Here is a 17,270-nt window from a genome sequence, read left to right as displayed (position 1 = left end):
CATCCGATGTCCCTCGGGGCATCGGATGTTTTTGTTTTCAGTGGAGCTCAGAGCGGTACGCTGCTGGCCTTCAACTGGCGGAGCACGAAGCTCGATACCGAATGCCGCAGGCCAGGGATGTGGTAGAGCTTTTCGCGCAGCAATCGTTCGTAGTCGCGGGTGTCCTTCACCGCGATGCGGATGAAGTAGTCGTATTCGCCGGACACCAGGTAGGCCTCGATCACCTCGGGAGTTTCCGCCAGCGCCCGCTCGAACTTCTCCAGGGTTTCGTCGCTGTGGTGATCGAGGGTGAGCATCACGATCAGGTTGTCGCGGTAGCCGAGTTCGGCGAGGTCGATACGGGCTTCGTAGCCCCGGATCACCCCGGCTTCCTCCATGCGCTTGATCCGTTGCCAGCAGGGGCTGGAGGACAGTCCGACCTGCTTGCCGACCTCCTGCAGGCTGGCCCGTCCGTCCTTGCTGAGAACCCGCAGAATTCTTCGGTCCATCTCGTCTGGACTGTTTTTTGCATTTCTCTGATTCTGTAAAAGGATTTTTCAATCCTATCCCTATCTTCGGGAAATAAAGAAGCATATTTCACGAACAGTCAGATCAGAATGTGTTCGTGCTTTCGCGACCCCGGTCGGTCGCAGCGCGGCGCTTGGTGCGATCCGTCGACGCTGTGTGACGAGAAGCCTGCCGTCCCATGGGCAGCCCGGCGCACAGCAGGCCGAGCAACACCCAGGGCGAAACCTCGCGGGGGATGCGCCGCCGTCGCCACCACCAAGGCGCGAGCACCAGGGAGGCGGTGCCGAAGCGGATGAAGGCCAGCAGCGCCGGATCCAGGTATTGGCTGCCCATGGCGACACGGGTACTGACGGTCCAAGGTGGTCCAGACACTGACCGTGAAGAGTGCGGCGAGCAGGCCCAGGCGCAAGGACGGCGCGCGTTGGGTGGCGGGGCATGGTGATCCTCTCATCTGACTGCGGCGCGCTGCCTCAGGGAATGGACGGGGAGCATACCCGACCTGGTGGTATTGTGTAGAAGTGGTCTATCACGCAGGTTCCAGTGCGCCTGGGGCCTCCATGGCGGTTTTCCGGCTTGCCTAGGTGCGATGCCTCAGGCTCTAAAGCCATCCTGGGCGCCCGATGCGCCCGAGCCAGGCCCGTCGCTCGCGACGGGTGGCCCGTGGTCTACAGGGACGATGTCGATGCCCGCTTCGCTCATTGCCGATGCACGCCCGATACGCCGCAGCGGCCTGCTGGTTGTGCTGCTGACATTGCTGTTGGGCGGCTGCGATGCCCTGCCGGGCAAACCGCGCACTCAGCCGCAGGTGGGCAAACTGTTCCAGACCCAGGTGGATCGCCTGGCGACCCTGGCCATGCGCAGCAACCTGGAGAGCTTCGATCGACTGGCCGGCAAGCTCTACCTGCGCAATCCCAAGCAGTGGCGTAAGACCGGACTGGCCGACGCCGATGCCGCGCGCCAGGCGGTGATGACTGCGATCGACTTGCGGCGTCCGCCACCGGCGCTGGGTGGCCGCCAGGACATCGCCGCGCTAGACTATGCGCTGGGCGCCGATTTTCGTGGTGACCTCGTCGGCGCCTTCATCTAAGCCCTGCGCAGCATGCTGATCACCGCCCACGGCGGGCGCCAGGCGTTCTACATCACCGACAACCTGGACGTGCGCTTCATCCACAACGCCGCGCGCAACCTGGAGAAGGCCGTCTGGATGCTCGCTAGTCGGCGTGGCAGCGACGGGCACAAGCTGCTGCTGGCCAATGAGATCTCCGAGCAGGGCCGCAACCTGAGTTTCGCCACCGAACTCGCCAAGATGGTCGCGCGCCTGGACCTGCTCACCGACCTACTCGACGAACGCTATCGGCGCATCGGCGTCAACTACGCCCACGGCCTGTTGTTCCTCAACTTCCTGCCGGTGCAGTAGCTCAGACCTTCTTGACGAATTCGGACTTCAGCTTCATGGCGCCGATGCCGTCGATCTTGCAGTCGATGTCGTGGTCGCCGTCGCACAGGCGGATGTTCTTCACCTTGGTGCCGACCTTGACCACCAGGGACGAGCCCTTGACTTTCAGGTCCTTGATCACGGTAACGGTATCGCCATCCTGCAGGGTGTTGCCGACCGAGTCCTTGATCACCTTGTCGTGTTCGCCGGCCGCAGCCTCCTCGGTGGCGGACCACTCGTGGGCGCACTCCGGGCAGACCAGCATCTGGCCATCTTCATAGGTGTATTCGGAGTTGCATTGGGGGCAGGGTGGCAGCGTGCTCACGGGAGGTCCTCGGGACGGAATTGCGGAAAGCCGCGCATTGTATAAGGTTTTGTCCCGCTTGGGGGCTGGTGCGCAGGCGGCGTAGGGCAATCGCGCTATGGCGCTATTCCGTAACGGCCATTCGATAACAAAGCACTGAAGGCTGGAAAGCTGGACGAAAGAAACGCCAGATCTGCGTTCACTCTCGAGCCACTTGTCGTTCAGCCTCCAGCTTCCCGCGCTGTTTTCGGCTTTTTTGAGCGCATAGTGCGATCACGCGGTCAGTTCACCGCGGCGAGGGGCTCGTTGCCGGTACGCAGGTCGCGGTAGCGCTGTTCCAGTTCGCGACGGATTTCGCGGCGCTGGTAGGCCTGGGCGAAGCGGCGCTGCTGCTCGGGCGTCTTCGGGTTCAACGGCGGTACCGGCACCGGCTTGCCGTCCTCGCCGAGGGCGACCATGGTGAAGAAACAGCTGTTGGTGTGACGTACGGTCTTCGTCCGGATGTCTTCGGTGACGACCTTGATGCCGATCTCCATCGACGTGGTGCCGGTGTAGTTGACCGAGGCGAGGAAGGTGACCAGTTCGCCGACGTGCACCGGCTGGCGAAACACCACCTGGTCCACCGAGAGGGTTACCACGTACTGCCCGGCGTAGCGGCTGGCGCAGGCGTAGGCGACTTCGTCGAGGTACTTGAGCAGCGTGCCGCCATGTACGTTGCCGGAAAAATTGGCCTTGTCCGGCGTCATCAGTACGGTCATGGTCAGCTCTGCATGTCCATCTAGCATGGGGGTCACGGCTCCTCGGTGGATGAAGGGGTGCTACTTTAGTCGAATGCGCCGCGCCTGTGTGCTGATTTTCCGATTCGCTTCATCTTTTTTTTCGATCGTCAATGCGGCGCAAGCGCGCAGTGGGTGCTTGGCCGTAATAACCGCCGCAACGGCGGGATCGTCGTACCGCGAGCGAGAACCTGACGCCGATCTGTGATGGTTTTCGCAAAAGGTGCCAGGCCGCCCCGCTCGGGACGCCTTTTGTTGATTTGGGCCGGGATTCGAGCTCTCCCCACACCTATAGTCGGTCACCCCAAAACGATCCCACTGGCCCACCTCGGTACCGGATGACCCCATGCGCGCTCTTGTCCTCGCTCTGTTCTGCTGTTTCGTCCCACTCACCCACGCCAGCGAGGAGGCGATGCAGCGCTTCAACTACCTGATGGCCGATGAACAGCGGCGCCAGCAGGCCAGCCTGGCCGGCCAGGAACGCGCGGTGTTCTGCACCTACTGCCATGGCGAGACCGGCAACAGCAAGCGCAAGCACATTCCCAATCTGGCCGGGCAGAATCCGCTGTACCTGTTCCACTCCTTCGAGAAGTTCGCCAGCGGCGAGCGCAGCGACTTCGTCATGTCCAGGCTGGCGGAGAACCTCACCCTGGAGGACCGGGTGAACGTCGCGGTGTATTTCAGCCAGCAGAAGGTCAATCCGACCGAGGGCGCGCCGGACGAGCAGTTGCGCAAGACCGGCGAGAACATCTTCCAGAGCACCTGCACCGGTTGCCATGGCACCCACGCCGAGGGCATGGAAACCATGCCGCGGCTGGCCGGGCAGCCCGACGAATACCTGCGCAAGGCGCTGATGCGGTTTCGCGAGAACGACCCCAGTCGCGCCGGTTCGGTGATGATCGCCGTGGCCAGCAAGCTCTCGGTGACCGAGATCGAGGCGCTGGCCGCCTATCTGTCGAGCCTGCAACTGAGCCCGAGCGAGGAGTTGGCCAACCTCGTCCGGCTGCGCAAGGTGGCCGCTCAGTAGCGCTCGATCTGCGCCGGTGTCCGGCGCATCAGTACCTTGCCATTGCGGATCGACAGCAGCGCATGGCCCTGGGTGCGCAGCATCTCGTAATCGTCCGGCGCCGAGAGAATCAGCAGGTTCGCCGGCCGACCCGCTTCCAGCCCGTAGCGCTCGCCCAGGTTCAGCGTGCGGGCGCTGTTGTCGGTGATCAGGTCGAGGCAGCGTTGCAGATCCTCGTAGCCGAGCATGTGGCAGATGTGCAGCCCGGCTTCGAGGATGCGCAGGATGTTGCCGTTGCCCAGCGGATACCAGGGATCGACGATGGAATCCTGGCCGAAGCAGACGTTCATCCCGGCGCGGTCGATTTCGGCGACGCGGGTCAGCCCGCGGCGCTTGGGGTAGGTGTCGAAGCGGCCCTGCAGGTGGATGCTCTCGGTCGGGCAGGAGACGAAATTGATCCCGCTTATCTTCAGCAGGCGGAACAGCTTGGAACAGTAGGCGTTGTCGTAGGAGCCCATCGCCGTGGTGTGGCTGGCGGTGACCCGCTGGCCCATGTCGCGCACCCGCGCCTCTTCGGCGAGCACTTCGAGAAAGCGCGACTGCGGATCGTCGGTCTCGTCGCAGTGCACGTCCACCAGGCAGCCCGTGCGCTCGGCCAGGTCCATGAGGAACCTGATCGAGCTGACGCCCTGGTCGCGGGTGTTCTCGAAGTGCGGAATGCCGCCGACCACGTCGGCGCCCATGGCGATGGCCTCGGCCATCAGCGCGCGGCCGTCCTTGAACGACTCGATGCCCTCCTGGGGGAAGGCGACGATCTGCAGGTCGATCAGGTGACGGGTTTCCTCGCGCACTTCGAGCATCGATTTGAGCGCCGAGAGCGTCGGGTCGGTGACGTCGACGTGGGTGCGCACGTGCTGGATGCCGTGCTCGACCAGCATGTCGATGGTCTTCTTCGCCCGCGCCTTGGTGTCCTCGTGGGTCACCAGCGCCTTGCGCTCGCCCCAGCGCTCGATGCCCTCGAACAGCGTGCCGCTCATGTTCCAGGCCGGCTCGCCGGCGGTGAGGGTGGCGTCGAGGTGGATATGCGGTTCGATGAAGGGTGGCACCACCAGGTTGCTGGCGGCGTCGATATCGCCGTCGCAGGCTTCGGCCGGCGCCTGCTGCGCGGTGATGGCGGCGATCCGCGCGCCATCCAGCTCGATGCGATGGAGACCGCTGCGGCCTCGTAGGCGGGCGTTGAGGATGTTCATGGCGACTCCTTGTTCAGCGTGAGCTCGGGTGCGTCAGTACCGTGCGCGACAGGGCCAGGCGCCGGCCCTCGTGCAGGACAATATAGGCCGTGGCGCCCACCAGTATGCCGACGATGGGCGCGATCCAGGGCGAGAAATAGGCGCAGGCGGCGCCCAGGAAGTAGGCCGCCAGGCCCAGGCTGTTGTACTTCGGCAGGCGCGCCTCGGCCAGTTTCGGGTATTGGCCGCGGTGGCGGTAGAAGTAGTCGGCCATGATCACGCCGCCGATCGGCGGGATGATCGAGCCGAGCAGGATCAGGAACGGGATCAGCAGTTCGTACATGCCGCCCAGCGCCAGCAGCGTGCCGACGAAAGCGCCACTCAAGGTGACCAGCCGGCGCCGTTCGGTGCGCAGCAGATTGCAGCCGGCGGCGGCGAAGTTGTAGATGGTGTTGTCCTGGGTGGTCCAGAGGTTGAGAAAGAGCATCACCACCGCGGCCATCGACAGCCCCTGCAGCACCAGCACCTCGACGATGTCCGGCTGCTGGTAGACGATCGCCCCGTAGGCGCCGGCGACGATCATCAGGCCGTTGCCGACGAAGAAGCCGATCAGGCTGGCCCACACCGCGACCTTGCCGCTCCTGGCGAAGCGCGTCCAGTTGGTGGCCTGGGTCGCGCCGCTGACGAAGGTGCCGAAGATCAGCGTGATGGCCATGCCGAGGTCCATGCTTTCGCCTGGCGTTACTGCCAGCAGTGCATCCAGGCCGCCGATGTCGCGCGTGGCGATCCATAGTGAAGTGACCAGCAACAACAGCATTGCCGGCACCGCCACCCGCGAGAGCAGGTCCAGGCCCTTGTAGCCGACGAAGGCGGTCAGGCAGAAACCGAAGCCGAACAGCACCATCAGCGGCATCGTCCAGCCTTGCGGCAGTTCCAGCAGGCGCACCAGGACGATGGCGATGGTGGCGGTGCCCCAGGCGTACCAGCCGACCTGGGTGAAGCCGAGCAGCAGGTCCGAGAGCCGGCTGCCGCTTTCACCGAAGCAGAAGCGGCCCATCAGCACCGAATTCAGGCCGCTGCGACAGGCGATCAGGCCGAGCGCCGCGGCATAGGCGCCGAGCAGCAGGTTGCCGATCACTGCCGCCCAGAGCATGGTCTTGAAGTCGAAGGCCAGGCCGATCTTGCCGCCGGCGAACATGGTGGCGGTGAAGAAGGTGAAGCCGAACAGCAGGATGGAGGTGGACCACAGGCCCTTGCGCGCGCCTGCCGGCACTTCGCTCAAGGGGAAGTCGCTGTCGCTGTGCTGGGTCATTGCCGTTGCTCCGTGTCGAGAAGTGATGGCCGGCCGTAGCAGGTGTCATGCCATTGGTTGACCGGATGGTCAGGTCAGCAATGCCGCGGGGATTGTGCCCGGTCGGCGGAACGAGTGCGCGCAATGGGTGCGGTGCGCCGTGGTTGTGCACCCGTTTAGCCCGGTTCCCGACGAGGACTATGCTCCGCTCTGACAGCCCAATGCCAATGCTTGCTGCGGGAGTGTGCGCGTACCGGGATCAGTCGTACTCCGTCGGCTCGTGCTCGCCGAGCAGACGCCGTTGGCGCGGCGTGGCGGCGGCCAGCACCTCGGGGTCGAAGGTGAAGTGCAGATAGGGTGAGAACTTCTGCGCCACCATCCGCCGGCCGTAATGCACCTGGAGCAGGTAGCGGCTGCGGTCGCGCGTGCGGTTGCGGCTGCCGGCGTGCCAGAGTTCGCTGCGAAAGAACAGCACGTCGCCGGCGTCGCACAGCACCGGCTCGGTCTCGCGGCCTTGCCAGTGGGTTTCGCCCGGGCGCGGCTTGCGCCCGGCGCGGTGGCTGCCGGGTGTCACCCGGGTCGGGCAGAGATCCGCGTCGATGCGGTCGAGGTACAGGTGCGCGGTGCAGACCTGCATCGGCAGCTCGAATGCCGGGTCTGCCAGCAGGCTTTCCGGCAGTTCCATGGCCAGGTAGTCCGCATGCAGTTCGCCGCCGACGAAGCCCGGGTGGCTGCGCCAGGCGGTCTGGCCGATGACGTGGCAGTCCGCGCCGAGGGCCGCTTCGGCCAGTTCGATCACGCCGGGCAGGTCCAGGTACGGCAGCCAGAACGGCGAGCGGTTGAAGACGCACTTGTAGTGATCGTCCACCAGTCCCTGGTAGTCCCAGTGAACCGGTTCGAGCCGGTCGATGGCCGTGCGCAGCTCGGCGATCCGCGCCGCGTCGATCACCCTGGGCAGCAGGGCGAAGCCCTGTTCGTGCAGCGCCCGCAGGCGAGTGGCGGTGAGGCTGTCGGGCGGCATGGCAGGCATCGGGCAGGTTCCACGTGTTCTGATCGCTACAAGGATAGTCGGGTGCGGTCATCGCGGGCCGGCGATGCCACGGGCCGCGCAGGCGAGGTTTCGGTCAGCTTTGGGTAAAGGGATTTCAGTTCTGTCCGCGCGTTGGGGGAAAATCCTCGCCATCCATGATTCGCTGAAAACCGGATGTACAGATGACTCACTCTCGTTTCTCTGCGTTGCAGATCGCCTTTCACTGGCTCACCGCCGCTCTGATCCTGCTGATCGTCGCGTTGCCCTATGGCAGCGAGGCGTTCTTCGAGGCCTTGCTCGGCGGCAAGGGCAATGTGTTCACCCTGCACAAGTCGCTGGGCGTGCTGGTGCTGCTGCTCACCGTGCTGCGCCTGTGCATGCGCCGCCGCGCCCAGCCGCTGGAGGCCAAGGCGCCGCTGGAGCGGTTCCTGGTCAAGGCCGGGCATGGCCTGCTCTACCTGTTGCTGCTGGCGATGCCGCTTTCCGGACTGCTGTTCGGCAGCCGGCCGTTCAGCCTGTTCTGGCTGGTGGAGGTCGGCCCGCTGCCGCTGTCGGCCGACCTGCGCGGGCTGGCCAAGGACGTGCACATCCTCGCCCAGTACCTGCTGTTCGCCATGATCCTCGGCCACGCCGGCGCCGCGCTGTGGCACCACTACGTGCGCCGCGACGATACCCTCAAGGGCATGCTGCCGCTGCTGCGCTGAGTTCGCCCGGCGCTCAGCCCTGCACCGCTCGCGCGATGGCGCTCGCCAGATGGTCCAGCCGCTCGGCATCCAGCCCGGCGACGTTGGCGCGGCCGCTCTCGACCAGGTACACCGCATCCTCGGCGCGCAGGCGGCGCACCTGTTCGGCGCTCAGCCCGGTGTAGGAGAACATGCCGCGTTGCCGGGCGATGTGGCCGAAACGCTGATCCAGGCCGTAAGGCGTCAGGGCCTCCACCAGGCCGCGACGCAGGCTGGCGATGCGCTGGCGCATGCGTTCGACCTCGTCCTGCCAGATCTGCCGCAGCGGGTCGTCCGCCAGGATCGCCGCCACCACCGCGGCGCCATGGGCCGGTGGCGTCGACCAGAGGTTGCGCGCCAGCGAGGCGAGCTGGCTGCGCACATCCAGCAGGCGCTCGGCATTGGCGGCGATGGCGAGCAGCGCGCCGGTGCGTTCGCGATACAGCCCGAAGTTCTTCGAGCAGGAGCTGGTGACCAGCATTTCCGGCAGCGTTTCGGCGAACAGGTGCACCGCCCAGGCGTCCTCCTCCAGGCCGTCGCCGAAGCCCTGGTAGGCGAAGTCGAACAGGGGCAGCAGTTCGCGCGCGCGTACCACTTCCAGTACCCGCAGCCAGTCGTCCTGGCCGAGGTCGAAGCCGGTGGGGTTGTGGCAGCAGGCGTGCAGCAGCACGATGTCGCCGCGCGGAATCTGTTGCAGGGCGGCGAGCATGCCGTCGACATCGAGGCGGTTGTCGGCGCCGACATAGGGGTAGTGGTTGACCGGCAGGCGGGCGGCGGCGAAGAGGGTTTCGTGGATCGGCCAGGTCGGGTCGCTCAGCCAGATGCCCCGCCCGGGCAGGCATTTGGCGATGAACTCGCCGGCCAGGCGCAGCGCCCCGGTGCCACCGGGGGTCTGGGTGCAACCGGCGCGGTGCTCGCTGAGGGCGATGGAGCGGCCGCCGAGCACCAGGCGCAGCAACTGGGCGCCGAACTGCGGGTCACCGTGGCCACCGATGTAGCTCTTGGTCTGCTCGCTGTCCACCAGCCGCTGCTCGGCCAGCTTCACCGCCCGCGGGATCGGCGTCAGGCCTTGGGAGTCCTTGTAGACGCCGACGCCGAGATCGATCTTGGCCGGGTTCGGATCGCTGCGATACAGCTCCATGAGCCCGAGGATCGGGTCGCCGGGTACGCGGGAAATCTGACCGAAGTGCATCATTTGCGCCCCTGCGCGGTGCTCGCGACCTGGTCGGTGCGCGCGGCCATGATGAAGTCGTTGCGGTGCAGGCCCTTGATCGAGTGGCTCCACCAGGTGACGGTGACCTTGCCCCATTCGGTGAGCAGGCCGGGGTGGTGGCCCTCGGCTTCGGCGATCTCGCCGACCGCGTTGGTGAAGGCCAGGGCGTGCTTGAAGTTCTTGAACAGGAAAACCTTCTCCAGCTCCAGGTGGCCGTCGCGGGTTTCGACGTTCCAGTCCGGGATTTCGCGGATCAGCTCGGCCAGCTCCTCGTCGGAGACCTTCGGCGCGTCGGCACGGCAGGCTTCGCAGTGGGCTTGGGTGAGGGCGGTCATGGTCGCTCCTTTTGTTGGAATGATTGAGAGTATGAGCGTAGGTGAAATCGAGGGGTTGGCAGCGGCGGCGTTCCGCGTGGATAAGCCTGCGGCGTTGTCCACCCTACAAGCCAAGAGGCTTCGCGGCCAAGGCCGCTCCCACGGGTTTGTTGTTTGCCCGCGTAGGGTGGAAAACCGCGAAGCGTTTTCCACGCGTCGGCTTCGGTCTGCACGTTTGGCCTGCACAGGCTGAGCGACGGCCTCGAGCGACGCGTGGACAAGCCTGCGGCGTTGTCCACCCTACGCCGCCCTGGGCGGAAACTTCGGTGCGTGCAGGCCGAGGCGCATGGCCTCGTGGACTAGGGCCATGATGTCCTGGCGGGCCAGGTCGAACAGCGCATGCAGGTCCGGCAGGACGAAATACAGCGGCTGCAGAATGTCGATGCGATAGGGCGTGCGCATGGCTTCCAAGGCATCGAAGGGCTGCCGTTCGGGCGCGGCGGACAGGCTGTAAAGCGTCTCCTTCGGCGAGGAGAGGATGCCGCCGCCATAGATGCGTCGCCCTGCCGGGGTCTCGACCAGGCCGAACTCGATGGTCATCCAGTACAGCCGCGCAAGGTAGACGCGCTCCTGCTTGCAGGCGCGCAGGCCGAGCTGGCCATAGGTATGGGTGAACTCGGCGAACCAGGGGTTGGTCAGCAGCGGGCAATGGCCGAAGATCTCGTGGAAGATGTCCGGTTCCTCCAGGTAATCCAGCTCCTGCGGCGTGCGTATGAAGGTGGCCACCGGGAAGCGTTTGCTCGCCAGCAGCTCGAAGAAGGTCTGGAACGGGATCAACGCTGGCACCCGCGCCACCTGCCAGCCGGTGCTGGCCTGCAGCACGCGGTTGATCTCGCCGAGTTGCGGGATGCGTTCGCGCGGCAGGGCGAGCTGGGCGAGGCCGTCCAGGTATTCCGGGCAGGCACGGCCGTCGAGCAGCTTCAGCTGCCGCTCGATCAGCGTCTGCCAGACGGCATGTTCGGCGTCCGGGTAATGGATGTGCCCCTGCGCGTCCGGTTCGCGGGCAACGTAATGGGTGGTTTTCATCCGACCTCCCAGGCCTGAGCGTGCATCTTGTTGTTCTGAGCGTCCATTCAAGCGCGGTTGCATGCCCAAGGGGCATTCCGAGGTCGTCTCGGGAAATACTGGAAATGCGGATTTCGTAAATAAATGCTGACGATTAGTCAGGGTGGCGCCCTGGCGGGTAACTGCGAGGCGTGACTCGTAAGCAATTCTTTACGACGAGTTGCACGGCGTATGTAAAACCCAGCGGCCCAAGCTTGGCAGTGCGGCGGCGAGGGCTATCCTGCTGGCGGTACACCTGGGCGTGGTGATGGCTTTCTTCCTGACCATGCCCTATGGCAAGTTCGCCCATGGCATCTTCCGCAGCGCCGCGTTGCTGAAGTACGCCATCGAGAAACGCCAGCCCGACCGGATCAAGCGGGGCAGCGAATGAAGACCGCCGCTCATCAGGAGAGCCATGCATGCATATCGTGATTCCCGACGACTACCAGAACGTCGTCCGCTCGCTGGACTGCTTCGCCCGCCTCGACGGGCACCGGGTGACGCTCTACCACGACACGCCCGCCGATCGCGACGAGCTGGCCGCGCGCTTCGCCGACGCCGATGCGCTGGTGCTGACCCGCGAACGCACGGTGATCGACGCGGCGCTGCTGGCGCGGCTGCCACGGCTCAAGCTGATCAGCCAGACCGGCAAGGTCGCCGCGCATCTGGACCTGGCCGCCTGCAGCCGTCATGGCGTGGCGGTGATGGAAGGGCGCGGCTCGCCCATCGCGCCGGCCGAGCTGACCTGGGCGCTGATGCTCATGGCGCGGCGCCAGCTGTTCCCGGCGTTGCAGGGCTTCTATGCCGGGCACTGGCAGGTCAACCTGGGCGAGCGGCTGTACGGCCAGACGCTGGGCATCTGGGGCTACGGCAAGATCGGCCAGCGCCTGGCCCGCTACGCCCAGGCCTTCGACATGCCGGTGCTGGTCTGGGGCAGCGAGGCTTCCCGCGAAGCCGCGGTGCGCGACGGCCACCGCGCGGCGGCCAGCCGCGAGGCCTTCTTCGCCGAAGCCGACGTGCTCAGCCTGCACCTGCGGCTGGTGGACAGCACGCTGCACAGCGTCACCGCCGCCGACCTGGCGCTGATGAAACCCACGGCGCTGCTGGTCAATACCAGCCGCGCACAGCTGATCGCCCCGGGCGCGCTGCTCGAGGCGCTGGAGCGCGGTCGGCCGGGATTCGCCGCGCTCGACGTGTTCGAGGACGAACCGCTGGACGACCCCGATCATCCGCTGCTGCGTCACCCCCGGGTGCTTTGCACGCCGCACCTGGGCTACGTGGAGCGGCAGGGCTACGAGCTGTATTTCGGCGATGCCTTCGCCAATGTGCGGGCCTTCTTCGCCGGCGAGCGCTGCGAACTGGCCAATCCGGAGGTCAGCGTTCGCGGTGGCTGAGCTTTTCGTGGATTGCCTGTAGACAGCTTGCTGGCGATCGACGTTTCAACAGCATCGCCAGCAAGCCGGCTCCTACGTAAGTGTGCCCCCGCTGCGACCGGCGGGCGCACCGACCTTGCGGTCTTCGCGCAGCGTCAAATAATCTTGACAGCCAATGGCGGCGCGACCGGATCGCAGCGCCCGCCCCATAACAACAAACCCGGGCAGCCTTCATGCGTATCAAGATTCTCTGCCAGAACCGCGTCGGCATCCTGCGCGACATGCTCGAGCTGCTCGTCGACTACGGCATCAACGTTGCCCGTGGCGAAGTCGGCGGCGAGCAGGGCAACGCCGTGTACCTGCACTGCCCCAACCTGATGAACCTGCAATTGCAGGCGCTGCGGCCGAAGATCGAGGCGCTGCCGGGCGTGTTCGAGCTGCGCAAGGTCGGCCTGATGCCCAGCGAGCGGCATTCGCTGGAACTCAACGCGCTGCTCGGTGCGCTGGAGTTCCCGGTGCTGTCGATCGACATGAGCGGCGCCATCGTCGCCGCCAACCGCGCCGCGGCGCAGCTGCTCGGCGTGCGCGTCGACGAGGTGCCGGGGATGAGCCTGTCGCGCTACGCCGAGGATTTCGACCTGCCCGAGCTGGTGCGCGCCAACAAGGCGCGGATCAACGGCCTGCGGGTGACCATCAAGGGCGACGTGTTCCTCGCCGACATCGCGCCGCTGCAATCCGAACACGACGACAGCGAGGCGCTGGCCGGCGCCGTGCTCACCCTGCATCGCGCCGACCGGGTCGGCGAACGCATCTACCAGGTGCGCAAACAGGAACTGCGCGGTTTCGATAGCATCTTCCAGAGCTCCAAGGTCATGGCCGCGGTGGTGCGCGAGGCGCGGCGCATGGCGCCGCTGGATGCGCCGCTGCTGATCGAGGGCGAGACCGGCACCGGCAAGGAGTTGCTGGCGCGCGCCTGCCACCTGTCCAGCCCGCGCGGGCAGTCGCCGTTCATGGCGCTCAATTGCGCCGGGCTGCCGGAGTCCATGGCCGAAACCGAGCTGTTCGGCTATGGCCCCGGTGCCTTCGAGGGCGCGCGGCCGGAGGGCAAGCTCGGCCTGCTGGAGCTGACCGCCGGCGGCACGCTGTTCCTCGATGGCGTCGGCGAGATGAGCCCGCGGCTGCAGACCAAGCTGCTGCGCTTCCTGCAGGACGGCGGTTTCCGCCGGGTCGGCAGCGACGAGGAGGTCTACCTCGACGTGCGGGTGATCTGCGCGACCCAGGTGGATCTGTCCGAACTTTGCGCCAGCGGCCAGTTTCGCCAGGATCTCTATCACCGCCTCAATGTGCTGTCGCTGCACATCCCGCCACTGCGCGACTGCCTGGACGGGCTGCAGCCGCTGGCCTTGCACTTCATCGACCAGGCCAGCCGGCAGATCGGCTGCGCCTTGCCCGCGCTCTCGCCGCCGGCGCTGGAACGGCTGGCCGGCTACCACTGGCCGGGCAACGTGCGCCAGCTGGAGAACACCCTGTTCCAGGCGGTTTCATTGTGCGAAGGCGGCAGCATCAAGCCCGAGCACATCCGCCTGCCGGGCTACGGCGCGGCGCAGCCGCTGGGCGACTTTTCCCTCGAGGGCGATCTGGCGAGCATCGTCGGGCGCTTCGAGAAGGCCGTGCTGGAGGGCCTGTACAAGCAGTTCCCGAGCAGCCGCCAGCTGGGCAAGCGCCTCGGCGTGTCGCACACCACCATCGCCAACAAGCTGCGCGAGTACGGTATCGGCCAGAAGGGATAAGTGGCGCGCGCTGGAGGTCCGCTCGGGCCTCGGTGCGGTGTTGGGCTTCGCCGCTGCGCGGCTCAATCCAACCTACGAAAAACCGGCCCGGCCGGGCTCGTGGGATGAACCCCCTTCAGCATTCGACGATATTCACCGCCAGCCCGCCGCGGGCGGTTTCCTTGTATTTGCTCTTCATGTCGGCGCCGGTCTGGCGCATGGTGCGGATCACCTTGTCCAGCGAGATGAAATGCCGGCCGTCGCCGCGCAGCGCCATGCGCGCGGCATTGATCGCCTTCACCGCGCCCATGGCGTTGCGCTCGATGCAGGGCACCTGCACCAGTCCGCCGACCGGGTCGCAGGTCAGCCCGAGGTTGTGCTCCATGCCGATCTCGGCGGCGTTCTCCACCTGTTGCGCGGTGCCGCCGAGTACCTCGCACAGCGCGCCGGCGGCCATCGAGCAGGCCACGCCGACCTCGCCCTGGCAGCCGACTTCGGCGCCGGAGATCGAGGCGTTCTCCTTGTAGAGGATGCCGATGGCCGCGGCGGTGAGCAGGAAACGCACCACGCCGTCCTCGTTGGCGCCCGGCACGAAGCGCACGTAATAGTGCAGCAGCGCCGGAACGATGCCCGCGGCACCGTTGGTCGGCGCGGTGACCACGCGCCCGCCGCTGGCGTTTTCCTCGTTCACCGCCAGGGCGTAGAGGTTGACCCAGTCCAGTACGTTGAGCGTGTCGCGCAGGTTGGCCTCGGGCTGTTCGCTGAGCTGGCGGTACAGGTCCGCGGCCCGGCGCCTGACCTTGAGCCCGCCGGGCATCACGCCTTCGGTGCGACAGCCGGCGGCCACGCACGCCTGCATCACCTGCCAGATATCCAGTAGCCCGGCGCGGGTCTGCGCTTGCGGGCGCCAGGCGGCCTCGTTGGCCAGCATCAGCTGGCTGATGCTCAGACCGTGCGCCGCGCAGTGGCCGAGCAGTTCGGCCGCGCTGTGAAACGGGTAGGGCAGTGGGGTGGCGTCCTCGACGATGCGGTCGTGGCCGGCGGCCTGCTCGTCGACCACGAAGCCGCCGCCCACCGAGTAGTACTCCCGGCTGCGCACTTGCAGGCCGGCGGCATCGAAGGCGCGGAAGATCATGCCGTTGGGATGGAAGGGCAGCGCCTTGCGGATGAACACCAATTGCTTGGCGACCTCGAAACGGATGCTCCTCTCGCCCAGCAGGCGCAGCTCGGCGCTTTCGCGGATCGCCGCCATGCGCGCGGGAATCGCCGCGGTATCCACCGTTTCCGGCTGCTCGCCCTCCAGCCCGAGCAGCACCGCCTTGTCGCTGCCATGGCCTTTGCCGGTGGCGCCGAGCGAACCGTACAGCTCGACCCTGACGCTGGCGGTGACCTCCAGCAGCCGATCGCGGCGCAGGCCCTCGGCAAAACGCAGCGCCGCGCGCATCGGCCCGACCGTATGCGAGCTGGACGGGCCGATGCCGATCTTGAACAGGTCGAACACACTGAGAGACATGGGTGGCTCCGGTTGGCGTGATGGCGGCGCAGGCTGTCGAAGCCTGCGTTGCCGATGCGGCGGCCTCCGGCCAAACCGCATCGACCGGGATACCCCTAGCCTAGACCGTGAAGCCCGCCGCTGACGGTCGGGGCGGCAGGTTATCGGGAACCCGGCCAGGGATTGGCCTCGAGGCCATTGTGCACGGCGGTCGCCGCCTGCGCGGCCTGGCCGATGGCGACACTGATCTGCTTGAGCCCGACGACCACGTCGCCCAGCGCGTAGAGGCCGGGTACGCGGGTCTGCTGATGCGCGTCGACCTCGAGCGCGCCGTCCGCGTCGCAGTCGACACCCAGCGCCCGCGCCACCTCGGAGCGAAAGCGTGCGCCGAGGCAGGGGTAGATGATGTCGAACCGGCGGATGTCGCCGCTGGCGGTGACCAGCTCGATGCCATCGGCGCATGCGCGCAGCGAGGCGACCCGGTCGCGGATCAGTTCGATGCCGTGGTGCCGGGCCAGCGCCACGGCCTGTTCGCAGGCGTCGTGCTCACCGTAGCCGACCACCGTTATCCGATCGCTGAAGGTGCGCAGGAAGGCGGCATGGCCGATGGCGCACTCCACCTCGCCGTATACCGCGACGTTGTCGCCGCTGACCTCGTAGCCATCGCAGATCGCACACAGGCGCAGATGGCCGGCAGCGATGGCCTGCTGCGCATCGTCCATCTGCGGCAGCGTATCCTCGATGCCGGTGGCCAGGATGACCCGGCGGGCGATGCGCCGCTGGCCGCCCCAACTGACGAGAAAACCCAGCGGGTGCCGTTCGATGCGTTCGACGGTGCCCTGTTCGATTCGCGCGCCATACTCGCTGGCCTGTTGCCGCAGGCGCTCGAGCAGGTCGGTACCGGTGATGCCCGGCGGAAAGCCCGGGTAGTTGCGCGAACGCGGAATCAGCGCGGCGCGGCTGTTGCCGGCATCCACCACCAGGCAGCTGCGGCGAAAGCGCGCCAGGTACAGCGCCGCGGTCAGCCCGCCGGGGCCGCCGCCGACGATCAGGCAGTCCAGGTCGGCGCGCGCGTCGTCGGAGTTGGGCGTGGGGACGTTTTCTTCAGTGGTCATCGGCGCGGCGGTTCTTGCGAGGCGATGCCTTTATGAAGGGCACGCCGGCATCGAAGTTCACGCCGGCCGATGGCCGGGCAGCGGCCTATGCGCCAGGGGAACGTGGCGAGCGCTGTAGGACCGAGCCATGCTCGCGAACCCTGGTCCTTCTCGCGGCGATGTGGTTCATGATGAAACGTCGACAGACCCTACGCCAGGTCGGTATCCAGCATGGCGCCATGGCGGTCGGAATACTTCTCGCGAATGCGCAGGATGTCCGCCAAGGCCCGTCTGAACGGCTCGATCAGCGCCGGATCGAAGTGCTTGCCGGCCTGCTGCTCGATGTAGTCCAGCGCGTCCTCCACCGCCCAGGCCTTCTTGTAGGGGCGTTCCGAGGTGAGCGCGTCGAACACGTCGGCGATCGCGATGACGCGTGCCATCAGTGGAATCTCCTCGCCGCGCAGGCCGCGCGGATAGCCGCTGCCGTCCCACTTCTCGTGGTGGCAGAGGGCGATGCTGCGGGCCGCCTGCAGCAGCTCGTCGCTGTGGTCGCCGATGATGTCCGCGCCGATCTGCGCATGCTGGCGCATGCTGGCGCATGATCGCCCATT

General features: G+C 66.5%; 17 protein-coding genes and 2 pseudogenes. 6 read left to right on the top strand and 13 right to left on the bottom strand.

The window, feature by feature from the left end; translation table 11 throughout:
• Nucleotides 1–47 precede the first annotated feature (47 nt).
• Nucleotides 48–488 carry an Lrp/AsnC family transcriptional regulator gene (locus IN820_RS14430; RefSeq protein WP_193681620.1) on the bottom strand — a complete coding sequence of 147 codons (441 nt, stop codon included), beginning with the start codon at nt 486–488 and terminating at the stop codon, nt 48–50.
• 103 nt (nt 489–591) lie between these two features.
• The gene (locus IN820_RS14425; protein ID WP_193681619.1) at nt 592–840 is read right to left on the bottom strand and encodes a hypothetical protein; all 249 of its coding nucleotides are present in this window, start codon (nt 838–840) and stop codon (nt 592–594) included.
• 349 nt (nt 841–1,189) lie between these two features.
• On the opposite strand from IN820_RS14425, the pseudogene IN820_RS14420 reads away from it, so the two are divergent.
• Nucleotides 1,190–1,924: pseudogene (locus IN820_RS14420) on the top strand (hypothetical protein).
• A gap of 1 nt (nt 1,925) precedes the next feature.
• On the opposite strand, the gene IN820_RS14415 reads toward IN820_RS14420, so the two are convergent.
• Both IN820_RS14415 and IN820_RS14410 read right to left on the bottom strand, forming a co-directional pair.
• Entirely contained in the window at nt 1,926–2,267 is a 342-nt protein-coding gene (locus tag IN820_RS14415; RefSeq protein ID WP_193681618.1) for a zinc ribbon domain-containing protein YjdM, read from the bottom strand.
• Between the two features lie 260 nt (nt 2,268–2,527).
• Nucleotides 2,528–3,031 carry an acyl-CoA thioesterase gene (locus tag IN820_RS14410; RefSeq protein WP_193681617.1) on the bottom strand — a complete coding sequence of 168 codons (504 nt, stop codon included), beginning with the start codon at nt 3,029–3,031 and terminating at the stop codon, nt 2,528–2,530.
• Between the two features lie 337 nt (nt 3,032–3,368).
• Between IN820_RS14410 and IN820_RS14405 the strand changes: the two genes are divergently transcribed.
• Nucleotides 3,369–4,049, top strand: coding sequence for a c-type cytochrome (locus IN820_RS14405; RefSeq protein WP_193681616.1), 681 nt, complete (start codon nt 3,369–3,371; stop codon nt 4,047–4,049).
• Here the strand turns inward: IN820_RS14405 and codA are convergent.
• From codA to IN820_RS14390, 3 genes are all read right to left on the bottom strand, one after another.
• Complete coding sequence (codA, locus tag IN820_RS14400) at nt 4,043–5,278, bottom strand: cytosine deaminase (RefSeq protein ID WP_193681615.1); 1,236 nt, start codon at nt 5,276–5,278, stop codon at nt 4,043–4,045. The two genes, IN820_RS14405 and codA, sit on opposite strands and share 7 nt — an antisense overlap.
• 13 nt (nt 5,279–5,291) lie before the next feature.
• Nucleotides 5,292–6,569, bottom strand: a complete 1,278-nt coding sequence (gene codB, locus IN820_RS14395) for a cytosine permease (protein ID WP_193681614.1) — start codon at nt 6,567–6,569, stop codon at nt 5,292–5,294.
• Between the two features lie 238 nt (nt 6,570–6,807).
• Nucleotides 6,808–7,569 carry a phytanoyl-CoA dioxygenase family protein gene (locus IN820_RS14390; RefSeq protein ID WP_193681646.1) on the bottom strand — a complete coding sequence of 254 codons (762 nt, stop codon included), beginning with the start codon at nt 7,567–7,569 and terminating at the stop codon, nt 6,808–6,810.
• A 191-nt stretch (nt 7,570–7,760) separates the two neighbouring features.
• Between IN820_RS14390 and IN820_RS14385 the strand changes: the two genes are divergently transcribed.
• Nucleotides 7,761–8,282 carry a cytochrome b gene (locus IN820_RS14385; RefSeq protein ID WP_193681613.1) on the top strand — a complete coding sequence of 174 codons (522 nt, stop codon included), beginning with the start codon at nt 7,761–7,763 and terminating at the stop codon, nt 8,280–8,282.
• A 13-nt stretch (nt 8,283–8,295) separates the two neighbouring features.
• Here IN820_RS14385 and IN820_RS14380 read toward each other — a convergent pair whose 3' ends face one another.
• The 3 genes from IN820_RS14380 to phhA all read right to left on the bottom strand — a co-directional run bounded on the left by IN820_RS14380 (nt 8,296) and on the right by phhA (nt 10,913).
• Nucleotides 8,296–9,492, bottom strand: a complete 1,197-nt coding sequence (locus IN820_RS14380) for an amino acid aminotransferase (protein ID WP_408005241.1) — start codon at nt 9,490–9,492, stop codon at nt 8,296–8,298.
• Nucleotides 9,492–9,848 (bottom strand): 4a-hydroxytetrahydrobiopterin dehydratase, encoded by a 357-nt coding sequence (locus tag IN820_RS14375; RefSeq protein ID WP_193681611.1) that lies wholly within the window; start codon nt 9,846–9,848, stop codon nt 9,492–9,494. Before IN820_RS14375 ends, IN820_RS14380 begins: the two co-directional genes overlap by 1 nt.
• A 279-nt stretch (nt 9,849–10,127) precedes the next feature.
• A complete protein-coding gene (gene phhA, locus IN820_RS14370) occupies nt 10,128–10,913 on the bottom strand; it encodes a phenylalanine 4-monooxygenase (protein WP_193681610.1) in 786 nt (261 codons plus the stop codon).
• Between the two features lie 232 nt (nt 10,914–11,145).
• Here phhA and tcuB point away from each other — a divergent pair.
• The 3 genes and pseudogenes from tcuB to IN820_RS14355 all read left to right on the top strand — a co-directional run.
• Nucleotides 11,146–11,322, top strand: a pseudogene (tcuB, locus tag IN820_RS14365) (tricarballylate utilization protein TcuB); the annotation flags it as partial.
• A gap of 28 nt (nt 11,323–11,350) precedes the next feature.
• Nucleotides 11,351–12,325: a D-2-hydroxyacid dehydrogenase family protein gene (locus IN820_RS14360; protein ID WP_193681609.1), complete on the top strand. Its 975-nt coding sequence runs from the start codon at nt 11,351–11,353 to the stop codon at nt 12,323–12,325.
• 212 nt (nt 12,326–12,537) lie between these two features.
• Nucleotides 12,538–14,094 (top strand): sigma-54-dependent transcriptional regulator, encoded by a 1,557-nt coding sequence (locus tag IN820_RS14355; protein ID WP_193681608.1) that lies wholly within the window; start codon nt 12,538–12,540, stop codon nt 14,092–14,094.
• A 115-nt stretch (nt 14,095–14,209) separates the two neighbouring features.
• Here the strand turns inward: IN820_RS14355 and IN820_RS14350 are convergent, their stop codons facing one another.
• From IN820_RS14350 to IN820_RS22810, 3 genes are all read right to left on the bottom strand, one after another.
• A complete protein-coding gene (locus tag IN820_RS14350; protein ID WP_193681607.1) occupies nt 14,210–15,586 on the bottom strand; it encodes an L-serine ammonia-lyase in 1,377 nt (458 codons plus the stop codon).
• A gap of 140 nt (nt 15,587–15,726) precedes the next feature.
• A complete protein-coding gene (locus IN820_RS14345; RefSeq protein ID WP_193681606.1) occupies nt 15,727–16,680 on the bottom strand; it encodes an NAD(P)/FAD-dependent oxidoreductase in 954 nt (317 codons plus the stop codon).
• Nucleotides 16,681–16,868: 188 nt separating this feature from the next.
• A complete protein-coding gene (locus tag IN820_RS22810; protein ID WP_268939456.1) occupies nt 16,869–17,249 on the bottom strand; it encodes an HD-GYP domain-containing protein in 381 nt (126 codons plus the stop codon).
• Nucleotides 17,250–17,270 lie beyond the last annotated feature (21 nt).

The sequence above is a fragment of the Pseudomonas lopnurensis genome (assembly GCF_015070855.1).
Lineage (GTDB): Bacteria > Pseudomonadota > Gammaproteobacteria > Pseudomonadales > Pseudomonadaceae > Stutzerimonas > Stutzerimonas lopnurensis.
Note: the sequence above shows the minus strand (reverse complement) of the source record. Positions and strands in the feature narration are given on the sequence as shown.